Here is a 25,403-nt window from a genome sequence, read left to right on the forward strand (position 1 = left end):
GGGGCCGCTTTACAAGCTGCCGCGCAGCGGCCCGATACCCTCATGCGGCCGCCGCCGGGCCGCCCCAAGGCGGGCCGCGCGTCCCCCTCGGGGGGTGGCGAATTACACGCAGCAAAGCGGAGTGAAAAGCCGGGGGGCCAACAATGTCAGGGCGCCGCGGGCAAAAGGCCCGCAATGCCGTACAGCGCGGCCAGCTCGCGCAGCCGGGGCGAGAGGCCCTTGACGGAAAAGCCGCGTCCCAGGGCGCTGGATTCGCGCCGGCATTCGAGCAGCACGGCCAGCGCCGACGAATCGAACTGGGCCAGCGCGGTCGCGTCGACCACGGTGGACGACGAGTCGACCTGGCCCTTCAGCCCCTGCTGCAGCATGCGCATGCAGGCGGGGGCCTCGTCGTGGGTGAGTCGGGTCGGCAGGACCAGCATCGTGCGCTCCGGTCAGCTCTTGCCGTTGCCCTTGTTGCGCGCGGCCAGTGCGGCGATCAGGCCGTCGACACCGCTCTTGTTGATTTCCTGCGCGAACTGGGTGCGGTAGGTGTCGACCAGCCAGACGCCCAGCACATTCAGGTTGTAGACCTTCCAGCCGGCGCCCTGGCCGGGGGTCTTCTCGAGGCGGTAGTCGAGCTGGACCGGATCGCCGCGGCCCTTGACCTCGGTGCGCACCAGCACGTCCTTGTCGTCGGGCGAGCCGCGGAACGGACGGATGGTGACGGTCTGGTCGGTCACCTGGTCGAGCGCGCCGGCATAGGTGCGCACCAGCAGGGTCTTGAATTCTTCCTGCAGGCGCTTCTGCTGCTCTGGCGTGGCCGTGCGCCAGGCCGGGCCGACGGCCGAGGCCGTCATGCGCTGGAAGTTGACGTTGGGCATGATCTTGCTGTCGACCAGCAGCATGATCTTGTTGACGTCGCCCGACTTGATGGACGAGTCGGCCTTGATCGTCTCGAGCACGTCGGTCGAGAGGCGCTTGACGAGCGCATCGGGCGCTTCGTCGGCGGCACGGGCGGGCAGGACGAATGCGAAAGCCGCACCGAACAGCAGGGCACCGGCCAGCACCAGGCGGCCGAGATCGCGACGTTGCAAGGTCTTGTCGTTCATGGAGAGTCCCTCATTCAAATTTGAAAATCCACAGGCATCCGGAAAAGCCGGATGCTGAAACAGGAACGGATTCGAGGCGCATGGGGCCGACCGGGTTCCTGTCCGGGAGGTGAAGCCTTGCAACCGGATGCAAGCAGCCTTCCCTCCATGCTGCTCCTCGGCTTACTTGTCGCTGCCGTCGCTGCCGTCGCTGCCGCCGCCATCGCTGGGCGGATTGCCGTCGTAGACCTGGCTGCGGCGGTGCTGCAGGAACGCATCGCGCGTGAACGAATACTTGTCGAGCGCCGCGTCGCCGAGCAGGCGGCCGGCGCGCAGGTACTGCGAACGCGTGTCGACGACGCGCAGCACCGTCAGCGAATTGCGCCAGGGGATGTCGCTCACATGGCCCAGCGGATCGCCGTACATGTCGAGCGGCTTGGCCGCAGTGTCGCGCACCGTCGAGGGGCCCAGCAGCGGCAGCACGACATATGGGCCGGAGCCGACCCCCCAGTAGCCCAGCGTCTGGCCAAAGTCTTCCTCGTGGCGGGGAATGCCCGCTTCGGTCGCAACGTCCAGCAGGCCGCCGAGGCCGAAGAAGGTGTTGACGTTCAGCCGCATGAAGGTCTCGGCGCTATTCTGCAGCTTCAACTGGGCCACGTTGTTGGCCAGGCTCCAGACATCGCCGATGTTGGAGAAGAAGTTGTTCACGCCGGTGCGCACCATCGAGGGCAGCGCCTTCTGGTAGGCCGTGGCCACGGGGACGAGCACCGCGTCGTCGACGGTGTCGTTGAAGCGCGAAACACCGCGGTTGAATGGCTCGAACGGGTCGGCCGGATTGGCGTTGGGGCCGGTGGCGCAACCGGCCACCAGCGCAAAGACGGCTGCTGCGCTCATCCAGCGCGCATGGCTTGCTACGTTATTCATAGCAGCAAAAAGAGGGGCTCGTGTTTTCATTTCTTATTGGCTGTTCCAGGCGTCGAAGAATTGCCTTCGGCCGCCTTGCTGTACAGGAACTGGCTGATCAGGTTCTCCAGCACCACGGCCGATTGGGTCGAAGTGATGGTGTCGCCGGCCTGCAGTGCCTTCTCCTCGGCGCCCGCCTCGATTCCGATGTACTGCTCGCCGAGCAGGCCACTGGTCAGGATCTTGAGCGAGCTGTCCTTGGGAAAACTGTAACGGTTTTGCAAAGCCAGCGTCACGTCGGCCTGAAAGGACTTGTCGTTGAAGGCGATGGATTCCACGCGGCCGACCACGACCCCCGCGCTCTTGACCGCGGTTTGGGGCTTGAGCCCGCCGATGTTGTCGAAGCGCGCGGTGACCGCATAGGTCTTCTGGAAATTCAGGCTCAGCAGGTTGGCCGACTGCAGCGCGAGAAACAGCAGCGCCGCCGCGCCGATCAGCACGAACAGGCCCACCCAGATGTCGTTGTTGGAACGTTGCATATCGACTCTTCCTAAATGCCTACGGATTGACTCATTCGAGAAACACCGCAGAACCGGCTTTGCCGGGCTGCAGGTGTTGCCCCCTGCAAGGGGGTAGGAGGCCACACGAAGTGGGCAAGCCTGGGGGTGTACTCGTTCATATGCTGAACATCATCGCGGTGAGCAGGAAGTCGAGCCCCAGTACCGCCAGCGATGCCGTGACCACGGTCTTCGTGGTCGCGCGCGACACGCCTTCGGGCGTGGGCTGGGCCTCGTAGCCCTGCAGCAGTGCGATGAAGGTCACGGTGAAGCCGAAGACGATGCTCTTGATGACGCCATTGCCGACGTCGCGCCATACGTCGACGCCGCCCTGCATCTGGCCCCAGAACGCGCCCGGGTCCACGCCCAGCATCAGCACGCCCACCACGTAGCCGCCCATGATGCCCACCGCGCTGAACACAGCCGCCAGCAGCGGCATGGTGATCACGCCGGCCCAGAAGCGCGGCGCGAGAATGCGCTGCACCGGATCGACCGCCATCATCTCCATGGCGCTCAATTGCTCGTCGGCCTTCATGAGGCCGATCTCCGCGGTAAGCGACGTACCGGCGCGTCCGGTGAAGAGCAAGGCCGCCACCACGGGCCCGAGCTCGCGCACGAGACTCAGCGTGACCAGGAGGCCGAGCGCTTCGGACGAGCCGTAGCGCTGCAGCGCGTAGTACATCTGCAGCCCCAGCACGAAGCCGACGAACAGCCCCGACACGCCGATGATCGCGAGCGAGTAGTTGCCCAGGAAATGGATCTGGTCGCGCACCAGCCCGAACCGGCGCATGATCTGCGCGCCCGGTCCGATCAGGCGCGTGAAAAGCTTCGCGCCATAGCCCAGGTTGGCCAGATGGCGGCGCACCGCGAAGCCGAGGTCGGCTGGTTTCCACCAGGTCATGAGCGCCCTCCTTCCACATTGCCGAAGTCGTCTTCGATGCTGACGCCGGGGTAGTGGAAATGCACCGGCCCGTCGGGCAGCGCATTGACGAACTGATGGACCAGCGGATCGTCGCTCTCGCGCACTTCGTCGGGCGTGCCCTGCGCGGCAATGCCGCCGTTGGCCAGGATGATCACGTGGTCGGCGATGCGGAAGGTTTCCTCGAGGTCGTGCGACACGATGATGCTGGTGAGTCCGAGCGTGTCGTTGAGCTGTCGGATCAGCCGCGCCGCCGTGCCGAGCGAGATCGGGTCGAGGCCGGCGAAGGGCTCGTCGTACATGACGAGATCGGGGTCGAGCGCGATCGCGCGCGCCAGCGCCACGCGCCGCGCCATGCCGCCCGACACCTCGCTGGGCATCAGGTCGCGCGCGCCGCGCAGGCCGACGGCATCGAGCTTCATGAGCACGATGTCGCGCACCAGCGCTTCGGACAACTGGGTGTGCTCGCGCAGCGGGAAGGCCACGTTGTCGAACACGCTCATGTCGGTGAACAACGCGCCGAACTGGAACAGCATGCCCATTCGGCGCCGCGCCGCGTAAAGCGCCGTCGCGTCGAACCTGACGACGTCCTGACCATCGAAGAGCACCTCGCCGCGCTGCGCCTTCTGCTGTCCGCCGATCAGGCGCAGCACGGTGGTCTTGCCGCCGCCCGATGCGCCCATCAGGGCCGTCACCTTGCCGCGCGGCACGGTGAAGGACACGCCGTCGAGAATGGCGCGCGCGCCGTAGCCGAACGTAACGTCGCGGAACTCTACAAAGGGATGTGGCAGTGGTGCGGCTGGGTCCATCTCAATAAAAAAGCCGGGCGCCCTTTCAGGCATCCCGGCATGCGGTTTCCGGCGGATGATACCGGGGACAAACCCGGGCCCGCGAAACTGAAACAAAAATCAGCGAGGCAAGTCGCTGAATCCCATCAAAAATTCATCGACCGCGCGGGCAGCTTGACGGCCCTCGCGGATCGCCCAGACCACCAGCGACTGTCCGCGGCGGATGTCGCCGGCGGCGAATACCTTCGGCACGTTGGTGGCATAGCCCCCGATGAAGTCGACCGTCGCCTTGGCATTGCCGCGTGCATCCTTCTCGACACCGAAGGCATCGAGCACGGTGGCCACGGGGCTGATGAAGCCCATGGCGAGCAGCACGAGGTCGGCCTTGAGCACCTGCTCGCTGCCGGCCACTTCCTGCATCTTGCCGTCCTTCCATTCGACGCGAACGGTCTTCAGGCCGGTGACCTTGCCCTTCTCGCCGATGAACTCCTTGGTGGAGATCGCGAACTCGCGCTCGCAGCCCTCTTCATGGCTGGAGCTGGTGCGCAGCTTGATCGGCCAGTACGGCCAGGTCAGCGGGCGGTTTTCTTCCTCGGGCGGCTGCGGCATCAGTTCGAACTGCGTGACGCTCGCGGCGCCGTGGCGGTTGCTGGTGCCCACACAATCGGAGCCGGTGTCGCCGCCGCCGATGACGATCACGTGCTTGCCGTCGGCGCGCAGCTGGCCCTTGACCTTGTCGCCCGCGTTGACGCGGTTTTGCTGCGGCAGGAACTCCATCGCGAAATGGATGCCGTCGAGGTCGCGACCGGGCACCGGCAGGTCGCGCGATTGCTCGGCGCCGCCGGTGAGCACCACGGCGTCGAACTCTTTCTGCAGCTGCTCGGGCGTGACGGTTTCCTTGGCGAGGTTCGTGACCTTGGAGCCCTTGCCCAGCGGATCCTTCGCGGCGCCGACCATCACGCCGGTGCGGAAGGTCACGCCTTCGGCCTTCATCTGCTCGACGCGCCGGTCGATGTGCGACTTCTCCATCTTGAAGTCGGGGATGCCGTAGCGCAGCAGGCCGCCGATGCGGTCGTTCTTCTCGAACAACGTCACGTCGTGGCCGACGCGCGCCAGTTGCTGGGCGGCCGCCATGCCGGCCGGGCCCGAACCCACCACCGCCACCTTCTTGCCGGTCTTGTGCTTGGCGGCGCGCGGCGCCACCCAGCCTTCGTCCCAGGCGCGGTCGATGATCGCGTGCTCCAGCGACTTGATGCCGACCGGGTCGTCGTTCACGTTGAGCACGCAGGCCGCCTCGCAGGGCGCGGGGCAGATGCGGCCGGTGAACTCGGGGAAGTTGTTGGTCGAGTCGAGCACCGCGAAGGCGTTTTGCCAGTCGTTGCGGTACACGAGGTCGTTGAAGTCCGGAATGATGTTGTTGACCGGGCAACCGCTGTTGCAGAACGGCGTGCCGCAGTCCATGCAGCGCGCGCCCTGCACCTTGGCCTGTTCGGTGTTCAGGCCGACGACGAATTCCTTGTAATGCTTGACGCGCTCGTCGACGGGCTTGTAGCCCTCCTCGACGCGCTCATGCTCCATGAAGCCGGTGATCTTTCCCATCGTGATTCCTTTACACCCCCGTTGCTTGCTCACTGCGTGTAGCCGCCTCCCCCCTCAAGGGGGCAACACCAGCGGCCCGGCAAAGCCGGTTCCGCGGTGTTCCCCGAAGGGGCTGTGACTGTTTCACGCGCTGCATGCCGTACAGGGATTCATTCTGTTTTGGTTGATCTTCAAGCTGCGGCCGGGGCCGTTTGCGGTGCGGGGGCCAGCGCATGCGGCTCGAGGCCGATGTGCGCGTTGTTGCCGCTGCTCGTGAGCTCGACCTTGCGGTCGTGCAGTTCGGCGAGCGCGCGCTTGTATTCGTTCGGGAACACCTTCACGAACTTCGTGCGCGACACCGACCAGTTGTCGAGCAGTTCGCGCGCGCGCTTGCTGCCGGTCCAGCGGTGGTGCTCTTCGAGCAGCTTCTTCAGCTGCGCTTCGTCGGTCACGCCGCCGTGCCAGATCTTGCGATGCACGCTGGCGGTCTGCTCGGCGGAGGTCAGCACCTTGTCGAGCGAGACCATCGAGAGGTTGCAGCGCGTGGCGAACTGGCCGTCCTCGTCGTAGACGAAGGCCACGCCGCCGCTCATGCCGGCCGCGAAGTTGCGGCCCGTCTTGCCGAGCACGGCCACCGTGCCGCCGGTCATGTACTCGCAGCCGTGGTCGCCGGTGCCTTCGATGACCGCCGTGGCGCCCGACAGGCGCACGGCGAAGCGTTCGCCGGCCACGCCGCACAGGTAGGCCTCGCCGGTGGTCGCGCCGTACAGCGCCGTGTTGCCGACGATGGTGTTGCGCGCCGCTTCACCGCGGAACTCGAGGCTGGGGCGCACCACCACACGGCCGCCGGAGAGGCCCTTGCCCGTGTAGTCGTTGGCGTCGCCGATGAGGTACAGCGTGATGCCTCGCGCCAGGAAGGCGCCGAACGACTGGCCGCCCGTGCCTTCGAGCTGGATGCGGATCGAGTCGTCGGGCAGGCCCTGCGGATGCACCTTGGTCAGTGCGCCCGAAAGCATGGCGCCCACCGAGCGGTTGACGTTGCGCGCCACCTCGATGAACTGCACCTTCTCGCCCTTCTCGATGGCGGGACGCGACTTCTCGATGAGCTTCACGTCGAGCGCGCGTTCGAGACCATGGTCCTGGTTCTCCACATGGAAGCGCGGCACCTCGGCCGGCACATTCGGCAGCGCGAACAGGCGGCTGAAGTCGAGGCCCGAGGCCTTCCAGTGTTCGATGCCCTTGCGCATGTCGAGCAGGTCGGCGCGGCCGATCAGGTCGTCGAACTTGCGGATGCCGAGCTGGGCCATGATCTGTCGCACTTCTTCCGCAACGAAGAAGAAGTAGTTGACGACGTGCTCGGGCTTGCCCGAGAACTTCTTGCGCAGGATCGGGTCTTGCGTGGCCACGCCCACCGGGCAGGTGTTCAGGTGGCACTTGCGCATCATGATGCAGCCCTCGACCACCAGCGGCGCGGTGGCGAAGCCGAACTCGTCGGCACCCAGCAGCGCGCCGATGGCGACGTCGCGGCCGGTCTTCATCTGGCCGTCGGCCTGCACGCGGATGCGGCTGCGCAGGCGGTTGAGCACCAGGGTCTGCTGCGTCTCGGCCAGGCCGATTTCCCACGGGCTGCCCGCGTGCTTGATCGACGACCAGGGCGATGCGCCCGTGCCGCCGTCATGGCCGGCGATCACGACGTGGTCGCTCTTGCACTTGGCCACACCGGCCGCGATGGTGCCGACGCCGATTTCGCTCACCAGCTTCACGCTGATGCTCGCATGCGGCGCGGTGTTCTTCAGGTCGTGGATGAGCTGGGCCAGGTCTTCGATCGAGTAGATGTCGTGGTGCGGCGGCGGGCTGATGAGGCCCACGCCCGGCACGGCATAGCGCTGCTTGCCGATGTATTCGGTGACCTTGCCGCCCGGCAGCTGGCCGCCCTCGCCCGGCTTGGCGCCCTGGGCCATCTTGATCTGGATCTGGTCGGCCGAGTGCAGGTACTCGGCGGTGACGCCGAAGCGGCCCGACGCGACCTGCTTGATGCGCGAACGCAGCGAGTCGCCGTCCGCGAGCGGCAGGTCGACCTCGACGTTGGCCGCGCCGATCACGCTCTTGAGCGTGTCGCCCTGCTTGATCGGGATGCCCTTGAGTTCGTTGCGGTAGCGCGCCGGGTCTTCACCGCCCTCGCCCGTGTTGCTCTTGCCGCCGATGCGGTTCATGGCAATCGCGAGCGTGGCGTGCGCCTCGGTGCTGATCGAGCCGAGCGACATCGCGCCGGTGGCGAAACGCTTGACGATCTCCGCAGCCGATTCGACCTCGTCCACCGGAATCGCCTTGGCCGGATCGATCTTGAACTCGAACAGGCCGCGCAGCGTGAGGTGGCGGCGGTTCTGGTCGTTGATGAGCTGCGCGTATTCCTTGTACGTGTTCCAGTTGTTGGCGCGCGTGCTGTGCTGCAGCTTGGCGATGGCGTCGGGCGTCCACATGTGCTCCTCGCCGCGCGTACGCCAGGCGTATTCGCCGCCGGCGTCGAGCATGTGGGCCAGCACCGGGTCGTCGCCGAAGGCGGCCTTGTGCATGCGGATGGCTTCCTCGGCGATCTCGAAGACGCCGATGCCTTCCACGCGGCTGGCGGTGCCGGTGAAGTACTTGTTCACCGTCTCGCTGTTCAGGCCGATGGCTTCGAACAGCTGCGCGCCGCAGTAGCTCATGTAGGTGCTGACACCCATCTTCGACATGATCTTCGACAGGCCCTTGCCGATGGCCTTGACGTAGTTGTAGACCGCCTTGTCGGCGCTCAGCTCGCCCGGCATGTCGGCGTGCATGGCCGCCAGGGTTTCCATCGCGAGGTACGGGTGCACGGCTTCAGCGCCGTAGCCCGCGAGCACGCCGAAGTGATGCACTTCGCGCGCCGAACCGGTCTCGACCACGAGGCCGGCGGTGGTGCGCAGGCCTTCGCGAACCAGGTACTGGTGCACGGCCGAGAGGGCCAGCACGGCAGGGATGGCCACCTGCGTCGGGCTCACGCCACGGTCGCTGATGATCAGGATGTTGTGGCCGCCCTTGATGGCATCCACCGCTTCGGCACACAGCGAGGCCAGCTTGGCTTCGACGCCTTCGTCGCCCCATGCGAGCGGGTAGGTGATGTCGAGCGCGTAGCTCTTGAACTTGCCCTGCGTGTACTTGCCGATGTCGCGCAGCTTCGCCATGTCGGCGAAGTCGAGGATCGGCTGGCTCACTTCGAGCCGCATCGGCGGGTTGACCTGGTTGATGTCCAGCAGGTTGGGCTTGGGGCCGATGAAGGACACCAGCGACATCACGATCGCTTCGCGGATCGGGTCGATCGGCGGGTTGGTCACCTGCGCGAACAGCTGCTTGAAGTAGTTGTACAGCGGCTTGTTCTTGCTGGAGAGCACGGCCAGCGGGCTGTCGTTGCCCATGGAGCCGATGCCTTCTTCGCCGGCCTGCGCCATCGGGCTCATCAGGAACTTGATGTCTTCCTGGGTGTAGCCGAAGGCCTGCTGGCGGTCGAGCAATGCAACTTGGCTCAGCGGCGCCGAGACCGGCTCGGCCTTGACGCTGTCGAGCTTGATGCGCAGGTTCTCGATCCACTGCTTGTAGGGCTTGCTGTTGGCGAGGGTGGCCTTGACCTCCTCGTCGTCGATCATGCGGCCCTGCTCCAGGTCGATCAGGAACATCTTGCCGGGCTGCAGGCGCCACTTGCGCACGATCTTCTGCTCGGGCACGGGCAGCACGCCGGATTCGGAAGCCATGATGACGAGGTCGTCGTCGGTGACGCAGTAGCGCGAGGGGCGCAGGCCGTTGCGGTCGAGCGTGGCGCCGATCTGGCGGCCGTCGGTGAACACGATGGAGGCCGGGCCGTCCCACGGCTCGAGCATGGCGGCGTGGTATTCATAGAACGCGCGGCGGCGCGGGTCCATGGTGGCGTGCTGCTCCCAGGGCTCCGGGATCATCATCATCACGGCCTGGCTGATGGGGTAGCCTGCCATCGTCAGCAGCTCGAGGCAGTTGTCGAAGGTGGCGGTGTCGGACTGGTTCGCGAAGCTGATCGGGTAGAGCTTCTGCAGGTCGGCGCCCAGCACGGGCGACGACATCACGCCTTCGCGCGCCTTCATCCAGTTGTAGTTGCCCTTGACCGTGTTGATTTCGCCGTTGTGGGCGACGTAGCGGTACGGATGGGCCAGCGGCCACTCGGGGAAGGTGTTGGTGGAGAAGCGCTGGTGCACGAGGCCCAGGGCCGAGATGCAGCGCTTGTCCTGCAGGTCGAGGTAGTAGGTGCCCACCTGGTCGGCCAGCAGCAGGCCCTTGTAGACCACGGTGCGGCTCGACATGCTGGGAACGTAGTATTCCTTGCTGTGCTTGAGCTTCAGGCGCTGGATGTTGGCGCTGGCGGTCTTGCGGATCACGTAGAGCTTGCGTTCCAGCGCGTCCTGCACGATCACGTCGTTGCCGCGGCCGATGAAGACCTGGCGCAGCAGCGGTTCCTTTTCGCGCACGGTGGGCGACATGGGCATGTCGCGGTTGACCGGCACGTCGCGCCAGCCGAGCAGCACCTGGCCTTCGGCCTTGATGGCGCGTTCCATTTCCTGCTCGCAGGCTTCGCGCGAGGCGTGTTCCTTCGGCAGGAAGATCATGCCGACGCCGTATTCGCCCGGCGGGGGCAGCGTGACGCCCTGCTTCGCCATTTCTTCGCGGTACAGGTGGTCGGGCAACTGGATCAGGATGCCGGCACCGTCGCCCATCAGCTTGTCAGCGCCCACTGCGCCGCGATGGTCGAGGTTCTCGAGAATCTTGAGGCCCTGCAGCACGATGGCGTGGCTCTTCTCGCCCTTGATATGGGCCACGAAGCCGACGCCGCAGGCATCGTGCTCGTCGGCACCGGAATACAGACCGTGTTCTTGGAGATGTTTGATCTCGGCAGCCGTCGTCATGGCGCGCTCCTTCAGTTTTCGCAGGGAAATGGAGCATATTGCGATGCACAAAGAATGCCAAACACTTTAATAGGGGTCAGATTCCTATTAAATCTTGAGTTATCTAGTCAGAATTAAATTGGGGACATATTAAAAAAAGGAGCAAAAGAACCAATGCGTCAGCCAGCCGACGCTGCTTTTTCACCTCAGGATGAAGTGTTCGATGGCGGCCGACCGGCCTTGGCTTTGACTACCCGGCGGTCGGTGGACTTCTGCAGGCTGTCGAGAAAGTCGTCGTCGCCAGCGGCCCAGCCCCGCAATGTCGCCTCGGTCAGCGCGCGCTGGTCGGCCGCACGCACCCCGCCGCGCACCAGTTCGACATACGCGGCCTCGCGCGCGAACGGGGTGTTGCCGAGCTCCCAATACAGCGGGTGGGGGGTCAGCAGGCGGTCGTGCCGCAGTCCGGCGTAGTGGCCATGGCTGGACCAGGGAAAGTCGCGCGCATCGGCCACCATGCCCGCGCGCACCGGGTTGAGGTCGATGTAGGCCATGCAGGTCAGCAGGTAGCGGTCGGTCTGGATCAGCGTGGACCGGTAGCGGCCCTCCCACAGCGTGCCACTGCGGCCATGGCGGTCGTTGAAGTAGCGCACGTAGCTGCGTCCCACCGACTGCATGAACTGGGGCAGGCCGGTGGGACTGTCGGGCGTGGCCAACAGGTGGAAGTGGTTGTCCATGAGCACGTAGGCGTGCAGCGCGATGCCGAAACGCGCGGCGTTCTCGGCCAGCAGCGCAAGCAGTTTCTCGCGGTCCGCGCGGTCCACGAAGATCGGCTGGCGGTTGTTGCCGCGCTGGATCACGTGGTGCGGCATGCCGGCCAGGGTGAGTCGGGGAAGACGGGCCATCTATTGCTCGCCCCCAGGCTGCGCGCGCTGCATGTCGCTTCGCCTTCCCCCGACCGGGGGCCACACCAGCGGCCCGGCAGAGCCGGTTGCGCGGTATTCCCGAATCGATTCCACGCCGCGCAGCCCGAATTTTTTCAGGACAGGCGGAAGCGCGTATCGCCCAGAGCGTCGAGTCCGAACTGCGCCAGCAGTTCGCGCAGCCGCGTGGCCGCGCTTGCCTTGCGCTGCCCGGTGTAGCGCGCCAGGATCAGCTCGTTCTTCATGCTGTGCTCCCAGCCGACCAGCTCGGTCACCGTGACGCTGTAGCCGTTGGCTTCAAGATACAGGCAGCGCAGCACGTTGGTGAGCTGGCTGCCGATTTCGCGCGTGTGCAGCGGATGGCGCCACAGCTCGGCCAGCGGGGTGCGCGACAGTGCGAGCGCCTTGGTTTCGCGCAGGCAGGCGGCCACTTCGGCCTGGCAGCAGGGAACGAGCACCATGCAGCGCGCTTTCTTGGCCAGGCCGAAGGCGATGGCGTCGTCTGTCGCGGTGTCGCAGGCATGCAGCGCGGTGACCACGTCGATCTGCGCCGGCAATTCACTCGCCTGCGCCGACTCGGCCACGGTGAGGTTCAGGAACGACATGCGCTCGAAGCCCAGGCGCTGCGCCAGCGCGCGCGAGCGCTCGACCAGTTCGCCGCGCGTCTCGATGCCGTAGACGTGGCCGCTGCCCTGCCGCGGCCGGAAAAAAAGGTCGTAGATGATGAAGCCGAGGTACGACTTGCCTGCGCCATGGTCGGCCAGCGTCGCGCCCGCGCCCTCTTCCGGCAACTCGCGCAGCAGTTGCTCGATGAACTGGAACAGGTGGTAGACCTGCTTGAGCTTGCGCCGCGAGTCCTGGTTGAGCCGGCCCTCGCGGGTCAGGATGTGCAGTTCCTTGAGCAGTTCGATGGATTGGCCGGGGCGCAGCGCGTCGGCCAGCTCTGCGTCGGCCTTGGCGGCCTTGTTCGTTTTCACGGTTCTTGTCGCGTTGTTCGTGTTCATGGCTTGGCGCTCCCGGGGCCGACGTCGAGCGCCGCCCAGCCTTCGGAGCCCAGTGCTTCGAGCGTGTCGATGTTGCGTTCGAAGATGGCCTCGGCCTCGGGAAACGCCTCGACCGCGCGGCTCACGCTGTCTTCGCGCAGCAGGTGCAGCGTGGGGTACGGCGCGCGGTTGGTGGCATTGCCGATGTCGTCGGCATCGGTGCCGGCGAACTGGAAGCGCGGATGAAAGCTCGCCAGCTGGAACACCCCGTCGAAACCGGCGCGCGCAAGCCGGCGTTCGGCACGCGCCGTGAAGTCGTTGAAGTCCAGAAAGTCGGCCAAGGTGTTCGGTGCAATCAGCAGGGTGGTGTCGCGCACGGCGGCGTCGAGTGCAGCGAGTTCTTTTGCTTCGGCAAGAAGCTCGTCCATCAGGCCGGTCTCCTCGGCCGGCTCGTATACGGCGTAGTGGACCTGCGCCTTCACGTGCACGGCCTTTGCGAACGGGCACAGGTTGAGGCCGATCACCGCGCGTTCGAGCCAGCGCCGCGTGTCGGCTTCGGCCTGGGCAGATGCGATTGTCGCCGGGTGGGTCATGCCATCTCCGCCGCAGGGCGAATCCGCCCCAGGCGCCGCGCGATCGCCATGCCGACCAGCGAGCAAGCCAGCGTGGCGGTCCAGGTCCAGTGCCAGCCGCCAACGCGATGAGCCATCCACGCCACTGCGGGCGGGGCCAGGAACTGGCCGAGCGAGGACGCCTGCTGCATGAGGCCGACCGTCGTGGACACAGTGGAGGGCCCCGGTGCCAGCCGCACACCCAGCAGGAACAGCGTGGCCGGCACCATGCCGCCGCCCAGCGAGAACGCGCACACGGCGATGTAGCGCAGCGCGGGCGGCAGGCCCAAGGCGTCCGGGCCCTGCCCTGCCTGCGCGAAGGCGGCCACGCCCCCGAGCGCCATCGTCAGGAAACCGAGCTGCAGCAGTCGCTCCGGCGCCACGCCGCGCTGCAGCCAGCGGCCGCCTGCAATGTTGCCGACGATGTTCATGGCGGCTGCGAGCGCGGTGAGCACCGCGTTCCAGGCGGCCGGTACACCCGCGCCGGCATAGATGGCGGGCAGGAAGCCGATCACCGCCATCCATTGCGACGAGTACACGGCGAAGGTCAGCGCCACCAGCCAGGGCGCGCGCGCACCGACCGTGGCACGCAGGCGCGCAGACCAGCCGCCGGCGGCCTCGTGGCTCGCCACGGCGGGGCGAAGCCGGTCGGCTGGCACCGCCAGCCACAGCCAGAGTGCGGCCCCGGCCGACACGATCGACAGTGTCCACCACCAATCCGCCCATCCACCCCAGGCGATCAGGGCCGGGCCCAGCAGCAGCGCGAGGGCCACGCCGAGCGGCATGTAGGCACCCCAGAGGCCCAGCGCCGCCTTGTCCGCACCCGGCGGGGTCAGGGCGCGGATCAGCCCCGGCCCCGGCATGACCGTCAGCAGGAAACCGATGCCTTCGACGGCACGCAGCAGGAGCAGCCATTGCACGGCGTGCGCCCCGGCGACCATGCCGCCCAGCAGGCTGGCGACCGTTAGCACTGCCAGGCCCGTCAGCATGCTGCGTCGCAAGCCGATGGTGTCCGCCGCGAGCCCGACCAGCAGCCCCAGCGTCATGCTCGCGACCTGCACCAGCGACAGCAGGAATCCCGCCTCGACCAGGCCAATGCCGAGCGATGCCTGCAGCGCCGGCACGGCGGGCGGCAGCTTGCCCAGGTGCAACGCCGCGCTGACGCCGCCCAGCAGGACGGCCAGGGCGGCGGCGGGAACGCGCGGCCGGGCTGCGGATGGACTCACGCGATGCCCCGGCGCCCCGTGAGCCGCTCGTGTTCGCGCATGGCGAAACGATCTGTCATGCCGGCGATGTAGTCGGCCACGGCACGGTGCCTGTCGTGGCGCTCGGCATAGGAAGCAGGCATCTCGGCACTGCGCTCGAGATAGGCCTCGAACAGCTCCTGCACCACGTCGCGCGCCTGGTCGGTGGTCTGGGCGACCTGGGGATGCCGGTAGAGGTTGCGGAAAAGAAAGCGTTTGAGGTCTTCCGACTGGGCCTGCATGGCGGCGCTGAATGCGACGACAGGCGGAGCCTTGCGCACCGCGTCGGCGTCGGCCGGTGCGAGGGCCTCGAGCGCCGCGCGGGTCGCATCGATCACGTCGTAGACCTGCGCGCTCAGCATGCGCCGGATGGTCTCGTAGAGCACGCGGCGGCCCTGCAGCTGCGGATGCTCGGCGAGCGCCTCGCGGCGGTAGCGCTCGAACAGCTCGACTTCGGACAACTGCTCGACGCCGATGAGCCCCGAGCGCACGCCGTCGTCGATGTCGTGGGCGTTGTAGGCAATGGCGTCGGCAAGGTTGCACAGCTGCGCCTCCAGCCCCGGCTGGGTGCGGTCGAGGAAACGCCGGGCCACGCCGTGCGGTTCGGCCGCCTCCAGGCGTTCGGCGTTCGCGCGCGAGCAGTGCTTGAGGATGCCTTCGCGGGTCTCGAAGCTGAGATTCAGTCCGTCGTACTGCGGATATCGATGCTCCAACGCATCGACCACGCGCAGGCTCTGAAGGTTGTGCTCGAAGCCGCCGTGCGCAGCCATGCACTCGTTGAGCGCGTCCTGGCCCGCATGGCCGAAGGGCGTGTGGCCCAGGTCGTGCGCCAGGGCGATCGCCTCGACCAGGTCTTCGTTGATGCGCAGGGCCCGTGCGATCGAACGGCCGAGCTGGGCGACTTCCAGCGAGTGCGTGAGCCGGGTGCGGAACAGGTCGCCCTCGTGGTTCAGGAACACCTGCGTCTTGTAGACCAGCCGGCGAAAGGCCGTGGAATGCACGATGCGGTCGCGGTCGCGCTGGAAAGCGTCGCGCGTGGGCGCGGGCGGCTCGGCATGCCGGCGGCCGCGCGACCGCGCGGGCAGGCAGGCATAGGCCGCGAGGCTCATTGCGCCGCGCAGCTCTGCGCAAGCACTTCGCGCACGAGCGCGTCGGGTGCGCTGCGGACCAGGGCGGAGCCGGGCCGGTCGATCACCACGAAGCGGATCTCGCCGGCCTCCGATTTCTTGTCGACGCGCATCAGTTCCAGGTAGCGGTCCGCGCCCAGCGCAGGACCCACGATCGGCAGGCCAGCCCGCTCGATCAGGCGCGTGAGCCGTTCGACGAAGGCGGCATCGACGCCGCCGAGCCGCTGCGACAGCCGTGCCGCCATGACCATGCCGCAGCCCACGGCCTCGCCGTGCAGCCATTCGCCATAGCCGAGGCCCGACTCGATCGCGTGGCCGAAGGTGTGGCCGAAATTGAGGATCGCGCGCAGGCCGGTTTCGCGCTCGTCCTGCCCGACCACCAGCGCCTTGATTTCGCAACTGCGCTTGACGGCATAGGCCAGCGCGGCCGGCTCCCGCGCGACGAGGGCGTCGATGTTGGCTTCGATCCAGTCGAAGAACGCCATGTCGTGGATCGGGCCGTACTTGATGACTTCGGCCAATCCGGCACTGAGTTCGCGCGGCGGCAGGGTCTGCAGCGTGGCCAGGTCGCAGACCACCAGTTGCGGCTGGTAGAACGCGCCAATCATGTTCTTGCCGAGCGGGTGGTTGATGGCCGTCTTGCCGCCGACCGAGGAATCGACCTGCGCCAGCAGCGTGGTTGGCACCTGCACGAAAGGCACGCCGCGCATGTAGCTGGCGGCGGCAAAGCCCGTCATGTCGCCCACCACGCCGCCGCCCAGGGCGAACAACACGGTCTTGCGGTCGCTGCCGTGACCCAGCAGGTCGTCGAAGATCAGGTTCAGCGTCTGCAGGTTCTTGTGCACCTCGCCGTCGGGCAGCTCCAGCAGGTGGACCGTGCGGAAACGGCCCGCCAGGGCACCCTGCAGCGCCTTGGCATAGAGCGGCGCCACCGTGGTGTTGCTGACGATCAGGGCCGTGGCGGCGGCGGGCGTGGCGGCGAAGCTAAGGGGATCGTCCAGCAGGCCGGCACCGATCAGGATCGGGTAGCTGCGGTCGCCGAGCTGGATGTCGACGCGTTCGGTCGGGGCGGAAAGTACGGGCAGGGACATGGGCAGCGAGTTTAGGCGCTGCAGCCGGCACAGGTTCAGGCAGTGGGCTCTTCCGGATGGGCGCCCGGCTCGACGATGCCCGCCAGCTCGAGCTGCATCACGATGATGTTCACCAGCATCGCGATCGTGGGACGGCCGGTATCGACCACGTCGTGAGCGGTTTCCCGGTAGAACGGGTCGCGCGCATCGTGCAGTTCCCGCAGCCGTCCCAACGGGTCAGCCACCTGCAGCAGGGGGCGCTTGACGTCGTGGCGCAGGCGCCGGAACAGGTCTTCGGGGGAGGAGCGCAGGTAGATCACGTGGAAGTGATCGCGCAGCTGGTTGCGGTTGGCCTCCCGCAGCACCGCACCGCCGCCGGTGGCCAGCACGCCGTGGGCATTGGCCGCCAGCTCGGCAATGACGGTTTGCTCGAGATCCCGGAAAGCCACCTCGCCTTCGCGCTCGAAGTAATCGCGGATCGAGCAGCCGATGCGCTGCTCGATCACGTGATCGGTATCGATGAAGGGGAGATCCAGCCGCATCCCCAGGCGCCGGCCCACTGCGGATTTTCCGGCGCCGGGCAAGCCGACGAGTGCGACCGCCACGCGGTGGCTGCTACGCCCGCGCGTCAGCGCGCGGCGTTGCGGTCGGTAATCATCTTCGGAGTGATAAAGACGAGCATTTCGGTCTTGTTGGCAACGCGTTCGCGCTTGCGGAACAGTGCCCCCAGGTAGGGCACTTCACCCAGCACCGGCACGCGCGATTCGTCATTGGTTTCGGTGAGCTCGAAGATACCACCGATGACGACCGTGCCGCCGTTCTCGACCAGCACTTCGGTCTGCACGTGCTTGGTATTGATGGCCGGACCCGCCGACGTGTTCACGCCCCGGGCGTCCTTGCTCACGTCCAGCGTCAGGATGATGTTGCCTTCCGGCGTGATCTGCGGCGTGACTTCCAGCTTCAGCACCGCCTTGCGGAACGAGATCGAGGTGGCGCCGCTGGACGTGGCCTGCTGGTACGGAATTTCCTCGCCCTGCTCGATCAGCGCCTTGGTCTGGTCGGCCGTGATGACGCGGGGGCTGGACACCAGCTTGCCCTTGCCGTCGGCTTCGAGCGCCGAGATTTCGAGGTTCAGCATGCGCGAGAAGCTCGAATTGAACAGCGAGATCGCGAAGGTGCCTGCCGCGTTGCCCGTGCCGCCCGCATCGCCCGCCGGGAGGTTGATGAAGTTGGAGTTGGTGAACGTGGAGGTGGCCGTGCTGGCTCCGCCATTGGTGCCCGCCGTGACGACGGGCATCGCGCCGAGGTTGGCGAATGCGCGGTTGCCGGCGGACGATGCGAAGCGCTCGCCAGCGATGCCGCCGCCCAGCCGCACGCCGAGCGACTTGCCGAAGGTATCGGACGCTTCGACGATGCGGGCCTCGATCAACACCTGGCGAACCGGGATGTCCAGCTTTTGGATCAGATCGGTGATCTGGGCCAGGCGCGACGGAACGTCCGACACGAAGAGCTGGTTGGTGCGCGACTCGGCGATGACGCTGCCGCGAGGGCTCAGGATGCGAGTCGTCGTACCGCCACCGCCACCGCCGCCGGACGAGGCACCCGTGCCGGTCAGCCCCTGCGCAATCGCGATCGCCTTGGTGTAGTTGAGCTGGAACGACTGGGTGCGCAGCGGCTCCAGGTTCTCGATCGCGGCCTTGGCCTCGAATTCGAGCTTTTCCTTGGCGTTGATTTCATCCTTGGGCGCAATCCACAGCACGCTGCCGTTCTTGCGCATCCCCAGGTTCTTCGCCTGCATGATGATGTCGAGGGCCTGATCCCAGGGCACGTCCTTCAGCCGCAGCGTCAGCGCGCCGTTCACCGAATCCGAGGTCACGATGTTGAAGTTCGTGAAGTCGGCAATCACCTGCAGCAGCGAACGGATTTCGATGTTCTGGAAGTTGAGCGACAGCTTTTCGCCGTTGTAGCCCACGCCTTGCGTCAACTTGGTCGGATCGACCTTGCGGGCGCGGACCTCGACAACAAACTGGTTCTCGCTCTGGTAGGCACTGTGCTCCCAGTCGCCCTTGGCCTCGATCGTCATGCGCACGCGGTCGCCCGACTGCTGCGAAGTGATCAGCTGGACCGGCGTTCCGAAGTCGGCCACGTCGAGGCGGCGGCGCAGGCCCTCGGGCAGCGTCGACTTGGTGAACTCCACGACGAGGTTCTTGCCCTGCTGCTTGACGTCGACGCCGACCTGGTTGTTCGGAAGATCGACGATGACCCGGCCGGTGCTGTCGGCGCCAAGGCGGAAATCGACGTCCCGCAGCGGCAGCATGTCCCGGTTGCGGTTTTCCGCGAAGGTCGTGCCGGCAGACGCGACGAGCGCCGAGCCGGCCACCGGCTCGAGAATGACCAGCAGCGAATTGCCCTGGATCTCGGCCTTGTACGCGGTGGCCTGCTTCAGGTTCAGCACCACGCGGCTGCGTTCACCGGCCTGGACGACGTTCACCGAACGCAGGTTGCCCTGGTTCACTTCGATCGCGGAACGGCCGATGGCATTCGTGACGCCCGGAAAATCGAGCGCAATGCGGGCCGGCGTCTGGACGGCGAACCCGGCAGGCACCGCCGTGAGTGGTTGCGCCAGATCGATGCGGATCACTTCCGCGCCCGACTGGGTCGAGCTGGTCACGGCCTGGATGGCGTTTTGCGCATGGGCCACGGCCAATGCACCGAAGGCCAGCAGACCCAGGCCGGCAGCGCGCAGCCACTGTGCCATCGTTGATTTCTTTTGGTTCATTTCGCACTCTCTTGCAGCTGCAGCGTCGCGACGCGTTCGATCCATTCACCGGCGGCGTCTTGCACGATCTCACGCAAGGCGACTTCGGTTTCGTTGATACGGGTGATGCGCCCGTAGTTGAGTCCCAGGTATTCGCCGACGCGAACCTTGTAGAGCAGCTTGTCGACACGGACCAGCGCCACTGGCTGGCCGTTGCGGTTCATGCTGCCGACCATTGCCATCGAGTCGAGCGGGAAGGCTTCGAGCGCCTCCTTGCGGCGTGCCAGTTCGGGCGCTATCAGCTCCGAAGTGCTCGGCTGGTTCGATTCGCGGCGCAGCGCCTGCGTCAGCTTCAGGATGTTGAAGGGCTCGAACGACGAGGCCTCGGTGTAGGTCTGCGGCGTGAACTTCTTGGGCTCTGAAATGGGCGGCACCGAGGGCTTCACCTGGGCGCGCTGCTCGGCCATCCAGCGTTGCAGGTCGTCCTGCCCGGAGTCGCAGGCACTCAAGCCCAGCGCGGCCAGTGTCAGCCACAGTACTTTGGCGGCGATCTTCATTTCTTCGCCTTCGGTGCGGCGGCGCGCTTCTGCGCAGCCCGCTCGTCTTCGTCGAGGTAGCGGAAGGTGCGCGCGGTGGCGTCCATCGTCAGCACGTCCTTGTCCTTCTGCGGGGTGACGGTGATGTTGTTCAGCGTCACGATGCGCGAGAGGCCCGCGACGTCGGCGGCAAAGGCGCCCATGTCGTGGTACCGCCCGGTCACGCGAACGGCGATCGGAAGCTCGGCGTAATAGTCCTTGACCGACACCTGCCCCGGACGGAACAGCTCGAACTGAAGGCTGCGACCGAGGCCTGCCTGGTTGATGTCCGACAGCAGGGCGTCCATTTCGGCCTTGCTGGGCAGCTGCTTCTCGAGCAGGGTCACGTACTGCTGCACCTGTTCACGCTGCTTCTTCAGCAGTTCGAGGTTGGCCGCCTGGGCCACCTTCTTCTGGTAGTCGGCCTTCAGCGCGACTTCCTTGGAACGCTCGCTCTCGAGCTCGTCGTTCGAGTTGGTCAGCCAGACGAACCACAGGGCGACCAGCACCAGGGCGGTGACCGCCAGGCAAAGCGCGTACCGCGGCACCGCTGGCCACATCGACGGATCGTTCGGGTTGAGCCCGCGGAACTGCTCGCCGAAACGCTGCAATGCAGCGCCGACATCTATTTTCTGGGAGGGGCGATTGCTTGCCATGTTCCGTTACCCCTTGGATTGCGCCGCCGCAGCCACGGCCTTGTCGGCAGCGGCCTTTTGAGCATCGGTGGGGCGTTTCAGGCCAATGCGCATCGTGAAGTTCGCAACGCGGCGCTGGTCGCGCGGGGTCAGGTTCACGTTCGCCGACGTGATCTCGACCAGCTCCGGCTTGACCAGCCAGGGACTGTTGTTGCCCAGGTTGCGCAGCAGTTCCGAAACCCGTTCGTTCGACTGCGCCATGCCCTGCAGCGTGACCGTCTGGTTGTCCTGTTTCATGCTGGTCAGGTAGACGCCGTCGGGCAGCTGCCGAACCAGTTCGTTGAGCAGGTGCACGGGCAGGTTGCGGTCGCCCTGCAGGTCTTCGACGGCCTGCTGGCGCGCGCGCAGCGCTGCGATTTCTTCCTGCAGCGTCGAGATCTCCTTGATCTCGACTTCAAGCTTCTTGATCTCGGCCTGGAGAAAGCCGTTCTTCGATTGCTGCGCCGAGATCTGGGCCTCGAACCAGAGGTAGCCCAGGCCGGCGATCAGCAGGCCGAGCACCGCTGCAGCACCCAAGGTGCCAAAGAAGGCCTCGCGCCGCCGCTTGCGTGCAGCTTCGCGGTGCGGAAGCAGATTGATGAGGATCACTGCAGGAACCTCCGCATGGCCAACCCGCAAGAGGTCAGGTAGGACGGCGCTTCGCGACGGACCTTCTTTTCACGGATGTTCGAACTGAAGTCCATGCCGTCGAAGGGGTTCAGCAGAGAGCAGGCAAACGAGGTCTGCCGCGTGACTGCGTTGGTCAGGCCCGGCAGCGACGCCGAGCCGCCAGCCAGCAGCACGTAGTCGACGCGGTTGTGCGGCGTGCTCGTGAAGAAGAACTGAAGCGCACGCGCGATTTCCTGCGCGATGCCCTCCACGAAGGGCTTGAGCACGCCGGAGCCGTAGTCGTCGGGGAGGTCTCCGCTGCGCTTCTTGGCTTCGGCTTCCTCGGCGGAAAAACCGTACTGGCGCACGATCAGCTGCGTCAGCTGGGCACCGCCGAACGCCTGATCGCGGTCGTACAGCACTTCCTGGTTGCGCAGCACCTGCATGCTGGTGGTGAAGGCGCCCACTTCGAAAAGCGCCACGATCGAGTCCACGCCCTTGCCGGGCAGCTGTTCGATCAGGCGGGCGGTCGCCAGGCGCGAGGCATAGGACTCGACGTCGAGGATCATCGCCTTCAGGCCGGCGGCTTCCGCCAAGCCTTCGCGGTCCTGCACCTTTTCCTTGCGGGACGCGGCGATCAGCACTTCCACGTCGCCTGCGGACGTGGTGCTCGGCCCCGTGACGCAGAAGTCGAGGCTGACTTCGTCCAGCGAGAACGGGATGTACTGGTTGGCTTCGGACTCGACCTGGATCTCGAGTTCCTGCTCGCTCATGCCGCCCGGAAGAATGATCTTCTTCGTGATCACGGCCGAGGGCGGCAGCGCGAGCGCCACGTTGCGGGTGCGCGTGCCGCTCTTGCGGACGACGCGCCGGACGGCTTCCGCCACTTCGTCGAACTTCTCGACGTTGCCGTCGGTGATCCAGCCACGTTCCAGGGGTTCGATGGCGCAGCGTTCCAGAACCAGCTTGCCGCTGGCCTCACGGCCGAGCTCGACCAGCTTGACGCTGGACGAACTGACATCCAGCCCCAGCAGGGGAGCGTTCTGACGACGAAACAATGATCCAAGAGCAGCCAAGTTAGGTCCCTCTCCCCCTGTATTTGTAACCAATAGAAAAAAATGCGTTCGGTTGCATGCTAGCAGCAGGCGTGGCGGCAACCAAGCAACCGCGGGGGGCAAAACCCTCAAGCGTTGTCAAAACCTGACGTCAAATCTGCATTTTGTAACTTTTGAATTAGAGCGATGCAGCAGCAACAAAAGATCGGATCGTGCAAAGAGAGCGGCTTTTTATAATGTCGGGTGACTCTCCGGCCCTCCATGCAAGAAACCTCAAGCCCCAAAGGGCCAGCCAAGACCCCCTCCCCCAAGTCCCAGCGCCCGACCTGGCTGAAATGGCTGTTGCGCTTTTTCTTCTGGGGGTTCGGCATTGCCGCTGCCGGCGTGCTCGCGGTGCTGTGCGTGGTGGCGGTGGCCCTGGCGGTCGCATACCCGAACCTGCCCGACATCAGTGAGCTCTCCGACTACCGGCCCAAGCTGCCGCTGCGGGTTTTCTCGGCCGAAGGCACCCTGATCGGCGAGTTCGGCGAGGAGCGCCGCAACCTCACCCCGATCTCGGCCATTCCGAAGGTCGTGAAAGACGCCGTGCTCGCGGCCGAAGACTCGCGCTTTTACGACCACGGCGGGGTCGACTACAAGGGCATGGTGCGCGCGGGCCTGGCGAACATGAACCGCGTGAAGAGCCAGGGCGCATCGACCATCACGATGCAGGTGGCGCGCAATGTCTACCTGAGCTCCGAGAAGACGCTCACCCGCAAGATCTATGAGGTGCTGCTGACCTTCAAGCTGGAGCACCTGCTCACCAAGGACCAGATCTTCGAGATCTACCTGAACCAGATCTACCTCGGCAACCGCGCCTACGGCTTTGCCGCCGCTTCCGAAGCGTATTTCGGCAAGCCGCTGCAGGACCTCACGATTGCCCAGGCTGCCATGCTGGCCGGACTGCCGAAGGCGCCGGGCGCGAACAACCCGGTCAACAACCCGCAACGCGCGCGCGGCCGCCAGTTCTACGTGATCGACCGCATGCAGGAAGCCGGCTTCATCACCGCCGAGCAGGCCGCCGAAGCCAAGAAGGAGGAACTCCACCTGCGCGACGCCGCCGACCCGAACCGCCTGCATGCCGAATACGTGGCCGAAACGGTGCGCCAGCTGATGTACGCGCAGTACGGCGACAGCACCTATACGCGCGGCCTCAAGGTCTACACCTCGCTGGTGGCAGCCGACCAGGCCGCGGCCTATAAGGCGCTGCGCAAGGGCATCATGGACTACGAGCGTCGCCAGATCTATCGCGGCCCCGAGAAGTTCGTTGACCTGCCCAACGACGCCAAGGACCTCGACGAGGCCGTGGACGATGCACTCAACGACCACCCCGACAACGGCGACGTGATGGCCGCGGTCGTCCTCAAGGCCACGCTCAAGCAGATCGATGCCGTGCGCGGCAACGGCGACCCCGTGCAGATCACCGGCGAGGGCCTCAAGCCCGCGCAGTCCGGCCTCTCCGACAAGGCCCCGCCCAACATCAAGATCCGCCGCGGCGCAGTCATCCGCGTGGTGAAGACGCCCAAGAACACCTGGGAGATCACGCAGTTGCCCGAAGTGGAAGGCGCGTTCGTCGCCATGGACCCGCGCGACGGCGCCATCAAGGCACTGGTCGGCGGCTTCGATTTCGGCAAGAACAAGTTCAACCACGTCACGCAGGCCTGGCGCCAGCCGGGCTCGAGCTTCAAGCCGTTCATCTATTCGGCGGCGCTCGAGAAGGGCTTCACCCCCGCCACGGTCATCAACGACGGCCCGCTCTTCTTCGACGCCGGCACCACCGGCGGCCAGCCGTGGGAGCCCAAGAACTACGGCGGCGGCTACGACGGCCCGATGTCGATGCGCACCGCGCTGATGAAGTCGAAGAACCTCGTGTCGATCCGCATCCTGCAGTCCATCGGCACGCGCTACGCGCAGGAGTGGATCACCAACTTCGGCTTCGACAAGGAAAAGCACCCGGCCTACCTGCCGATGGCGCTGGGTGCCGGCTCGGTCACGCCGATGCAGATGGCGGTGGGCTACTCGGTGTTCGCCAACGGCGGCTACCGCGTCAATCCGTACCTCGTGACCCGCATCACCGACCACAAGGACAAGGTGCTGGTCGACAAGCAACCCTCGGTGCTCAACGAGGCGAACCGCGCGATTCCCCAGCGCAATGCCTTCATCATGGACACGCTGCTGCAGTCGGTGGCCCGTGCCGGCACCGCCGCCAAGGCACAGGCGACGCTCAAGCGCCCCGACCTGTACGGCAAGACCGGCACCACCAACGACTCGCTCGACGCGTGGTTCGCGGGCTTCCAGCCCACCATGACGGCCATTTCGTGGATCGGCTACGACACGCCGCGCAACCTGGGCGACCGCGAAACCGGCGGTGGCCTGAGCCTGCCGATCTGGATCGCCTACATGGAGACCGCCATCAAGGGCATCCCCGTGACCGACATCGCCACCGCACCGCCTTCCGGCATCGTGAACGTGGGCGGCGAGTGGTACTACGACGACTACGCGCCGGGACGCGGCGTGGCAAGCCTGGGCGTGGAATCCGCGACTGCGGCGCCGGTGGAAGCCCTGACCGGCGCCCCGGTGAGCCCGCCGGCCCCGCCCGAGGAGCGCAACCGCATCCTCGACCTGTTCCGCAACTGACGACGAAGAAGAAGAGTCAGGCGGCCGCGAACGTCAGCGGCTGGCCTGCCTGCAGGGTCGCTTCACGCGACAGGTTGCCGAAGAATTCTTCCCCGGTCTTGGTATCGACCCACGCCTGGCCGTCGTGGCGGTAGTGGTAGCCGCCGGAACGCGCGGCAAGCCAGATTTCCTGCAGGGGCTTCTGCAGGTTCACGATCAACTGGCTGCCGTTGCGGAATGAAATCGTGATCATCCCGCCCACCCTCTGGTTGTCGACGTCGGCGTCGGTCGCATCGTTGATGCGGTCGCATCCCTGCTCAATGGCGGCGAGCGCGGCTTCGGCGCGGTCCATGTACTCGGTGTCGGTCATTACAATTTCGCT

22 protein-coding genes are annotated in these 25,403 nt (G+C 66.1%); 1 reads left to right on the forward strand and 21 read right to left on the reverse strand.

Going from position 1 to position 25,403, the window contains the following annotated elements:
• Positions 1 to 146: 146 nt before the first annotated feature.
• The 20 genes from ACCD11_RS10655 to ACCD11_RS10750 all read right to left on the reverse strand — a co-directional run bounded on the left by ACCD11_RS10655 (position 147) and on the right by ACCD11_RS10750 (position 22,387).
• Positions 147 to 422, reverse strand: a complete 276-nt coding sequence (locus tag ACCD11_RS10655; protein WP_007835246.1) for a lipid asymmetry maintenance protein MlaB — start codon at positions 420 to 422, stop codon at positions 147 to 149.
• A gap of 12 nt (positions 423 to 434) precedes the next feature.
• Positions 435 to 1,091 (reverse strand): phospholipid-binding protein MlaC, encoded by a 657-nt coding sequence (locus ACCD11_RS10660; RefSeq protein ID WP_413313826.1) that lies wholly within the window; start codon positions 1,089 to 1,091, stop codon positions 435 to 437.
• Positions 1,092 to 1,253: 162 nt separating this feature from the next.
• Entirely contained in the window at positions 1,254 to 1,994 is a 741-nt protein-coding gene (locus ACCD11_RS10665; protein WP_413313827.1) for a VacJ family lipoprotein, read from the reverse strand.
• Between the two features lie 26 nt (positions 1,995 to 2,020).
• Positions 2,021 to 2,512, reverse strand: coding sequence for an outer membrane lipid asymmetry maintenance protein MlaD (gene mlaD / locus ACCD11_RS10670; protein ID WP_007835243.1), 492 nt, complete (start codon positions 2,510 to 2,512; stop codon positions 2,021 to 2,023).
• A 136-nt stretch (positions 2,513 to 2,648) separates the two neighbouring features.
• The gene (gene mlaE / locus ACCD11_RS10675) at positions 2,649 to 3,431 is read right to left on the reverse strand and encodes a lipid asymmetry maintenance ABC transporter permease subunit MlaE (RefSeq protein WP_007835242.1); all 783 of its coding nucleotides are present in this window, start codon (positions 3,429 to 3,431) and stop codon (positions 2,649 to 2,651) included.
• Positions 3,428 to 4,291, reverse strand: coding sequence for an ABC transporter ATP-binding protein (locus ACCD11_RS10680; protein ID WP_413313828.1), 864 nt, complete (start codon positions 4,289 to 4,291; stop codon positions 3,428 to 3,430). Before ACCD11_RS10680 ends, mlaE begins: the two co-directional genes overlap by 4 nt.
• 66 nt (positions 4,292 to 4,357) lie before the next feature.
• A complete protein-coding gene (locus ACCD11_RS10685) occupies positions 4,358 to 5,836 on the reverse strand; it encodes a glutamate synthase subunit beta (protein ID WP_413313829.1) in 1,479 nt (492 codons plus the stop codon).
• Positions 5,837 to 6,006: 170 nt separating this feature from the next.
• On the reverse strand, positions 6,007 to 10,761 hold the full coding sequence (locus ACCD11_RS10690) for a glutamate synthase-related protein (protein WP_007835238.1): 4,755 nt from the start codon (positions 10,759 to 10,761) through the stop codon (positions 6,007 to 6,009).
• A gap of 185 nt (positions 10,762 to 10,946) precedes the next feature.
• The gene (locus ACCD11_RS10695; RefSeq protein ID WP_007835236.1) at positions 10,947 to 11,642 is read right to left on the reverse strand and encodes a transposase; all 696 of its coding nucleotides are present in this window, start codon (positions 11,640 to 11,642) and stop codon (positions 10,947 to 10,949) included.
• Positions 11,643 to 11,776: 134 nt separating this feature from the next.
• On the reverse strand, positions 11,777 to 12,664 hold the full coding sequence (locus tag ACCD11_RS10700; RefSeq protein ID WP_007835234.1) for a class I SAM-dependent methyltransferase: 888 nt from the start codon (positions 12,662 to 12,664) through the stop codon (positions 11,777 to 11,779).
• Positions 12,661 to 13,236 carry a DUF1415 domain-containing protein gene (locus tag ACCD11_RS10705; protein WP_413313830.1) on the reverse strand — a complete coding sequence of 192 codons (576 nt, stop codon included), beginning with the start codon at positions 13,234 to 13,236 and terminating at the stop codon, positions 12,661 to 12,663. The genes ACCD11_RS10700 and ACCD11_RS10705 overlap by 4 nt, the downstream gene beginning before the upstream one ends.
• Positions 13,233 to 14,480 (reverse strand): CynX/NimT family MFS transporter, encoded by a 1,248-nt coding sequence (locus ACCD11_RS10710; protein WP_413313831.1) that lies wholly within the window; start codon positions 14,478 to 14,480, stop codon positions 13,233 to 13,235. The genes ACCD11_RS10705 and ACCD11_RS10710 overlap by 4 nt, the downstream gene beginning before the upstream one ends.
• A complete protein-coding gene (locus ACCD11_RS10715; protein ID WP_007835227.1) occupies positions 14,477 to 15,607 on the reverse strand; it encodes a deoxyguanosinetriphosphate triphosphohydrolase in 1,131 nt (376 codons plus the stop codon). The genes ACCD11_RS10710 and ACCD11_RS10715 overlap by 4 nt, the downstream gene beginning before the upstream one ends.
• Positions 15,604 to 16,716, reverse strand: a complete 1,113-nt coding sequence (aroB, locus tag ACCD11_RS10720) for a 3-dehydroquinate synthase (RefSeq protein ID WP_413313832.1) — start codon at positions 16,714 to 16,716, stop codon at positions 15,604 to 15,606. Before aroB ends, ACCD11_RS10715 begins: the two co-directional genes overlap by 4 nt.
• Before the next feature lie 35 nt (positions 16,717 to 16,751).
• On the reverse strand, positions 16,752 to 17,300 hold the full coding sequence (locus ACCD11_RS10725) for a shikimate kinase (protein ID WP_042673659.1): 549 nt from the start codon (positions 17,298 to 17,300) through the stop codon (positions 16,752 to 16,754).
• A gap of 23 nt (positions 17,301 to 17,323) precedes the next feature.
• Positions 17,324 to 19,474 (reverse strand): type IV pilus secretin PilQ, encoded by a 2,151-nt coding sequence (pilQ, locus tag ACCD11_RS10730; protein WP_413313833.1) that lies wholly within the window; start codon positions 19,472 to 19,474, stop codon positions 17,324 to 17,326.
• Positions 19,471 to 20,010 (reverse strand): pilus assembly protein PilP, encoded by a 540-nt coding sequence (locus ACCD11_RS10735; protein ID WP_007835218.1) that lies wholly within the window; start codon positions 20,008 to 20,010, stop codon positions 19,471 to 19,473. Before ACCD11_RS10735 ends, pilQ begins: the two co-directional genes overlap by 4 nt.
• Positions 20,007 to 20,684 carry a type 4a pilus biogenesis protein PilO gene (locus ACCD11_RS10740; RefSeq protein ID WP_007835217.1) on the reverse strand — a complete coding sequence of 226 codons (678 nt, stop codon included), beginning with the start codon at positions 20,682 to 20,684 and terminating at the stop codon, positions 20,007 to 20,009. The genes ACCD11_RS10735 and ACCD11_RS10740 overlap by 4 nt, the downstream gene beginning before the upstream one ends.
• A gap of 6 nt (positions 20,685 to 20,690) precedes the next feature.
• A complete protein-coding gene (locus ACCD11_RS10745) occupies positions 20,691 to 21,311 on the reverse strand; it encodes a PilN domain-containing protein (RefSeq protein WP_007835215.1) in 621 nt (206 codons plus the stop codon).
• Positions 21,308 to 22,387: a pilus assembly protein PilM gene (locus ACCD11_RS10750; RefSeq protein WP_007835214.1), complete on the reverse strand. Its 1,080-nt coding sequence runs from the start codon at positions 22,385 to 22,387 to the stop codon at positions 21,308 to 21,310. Before ACCD11_RS10750 ends, ACCD11_RS10745 begins: the two co-directional genes overlap by 4 nt.
• A gap of 240 nt (positions 22,388 to 22,627) precedes the next feature.
• Between ACCD11_RS10750 and ACCD11_RS10755 the strand changes: the two genes are divergently transcribed.
• Entirely contained in the window at positions 22,628 to 25,042 is a 2,415-nt protein-coding gene (locus ACCD11_RS10755; RefSeq protein ID WP_413313834.1) for a penicillin-binding protein 1A, read from the forward strand.
• A gap of 16 nt (positions 25,043 to 25,058) precedes the next feature.
• Here ACCD11_RS10755 and cyaY read toward each other — a convergent pair whose 3' ends face one another.
• Positions 25,059 to 25,391: an iron donor protein CyaY gene (gene cyaY, locus ACCD11_RS10760; RefSeq protein ID WP_007835211.1), complete on the reverse strand. Its 333-nt coding sequence runs from the start codon at positions 25,389 to 25,391 to the stop codon at positions 25,059 to 25,061.
• Positions 25,392 to 25,403: the final 12 nt, after the last annotated feature.

Source organism: Variovorax sp. Varisp36, from assembly GCF_047304235.1.
Classification (GTDB): domain Bacteria; phylum Pseudomonadota; class Gammaproteobacteria; order Burkholderiales; family Burkholderiaceae_C; genus Variovorax.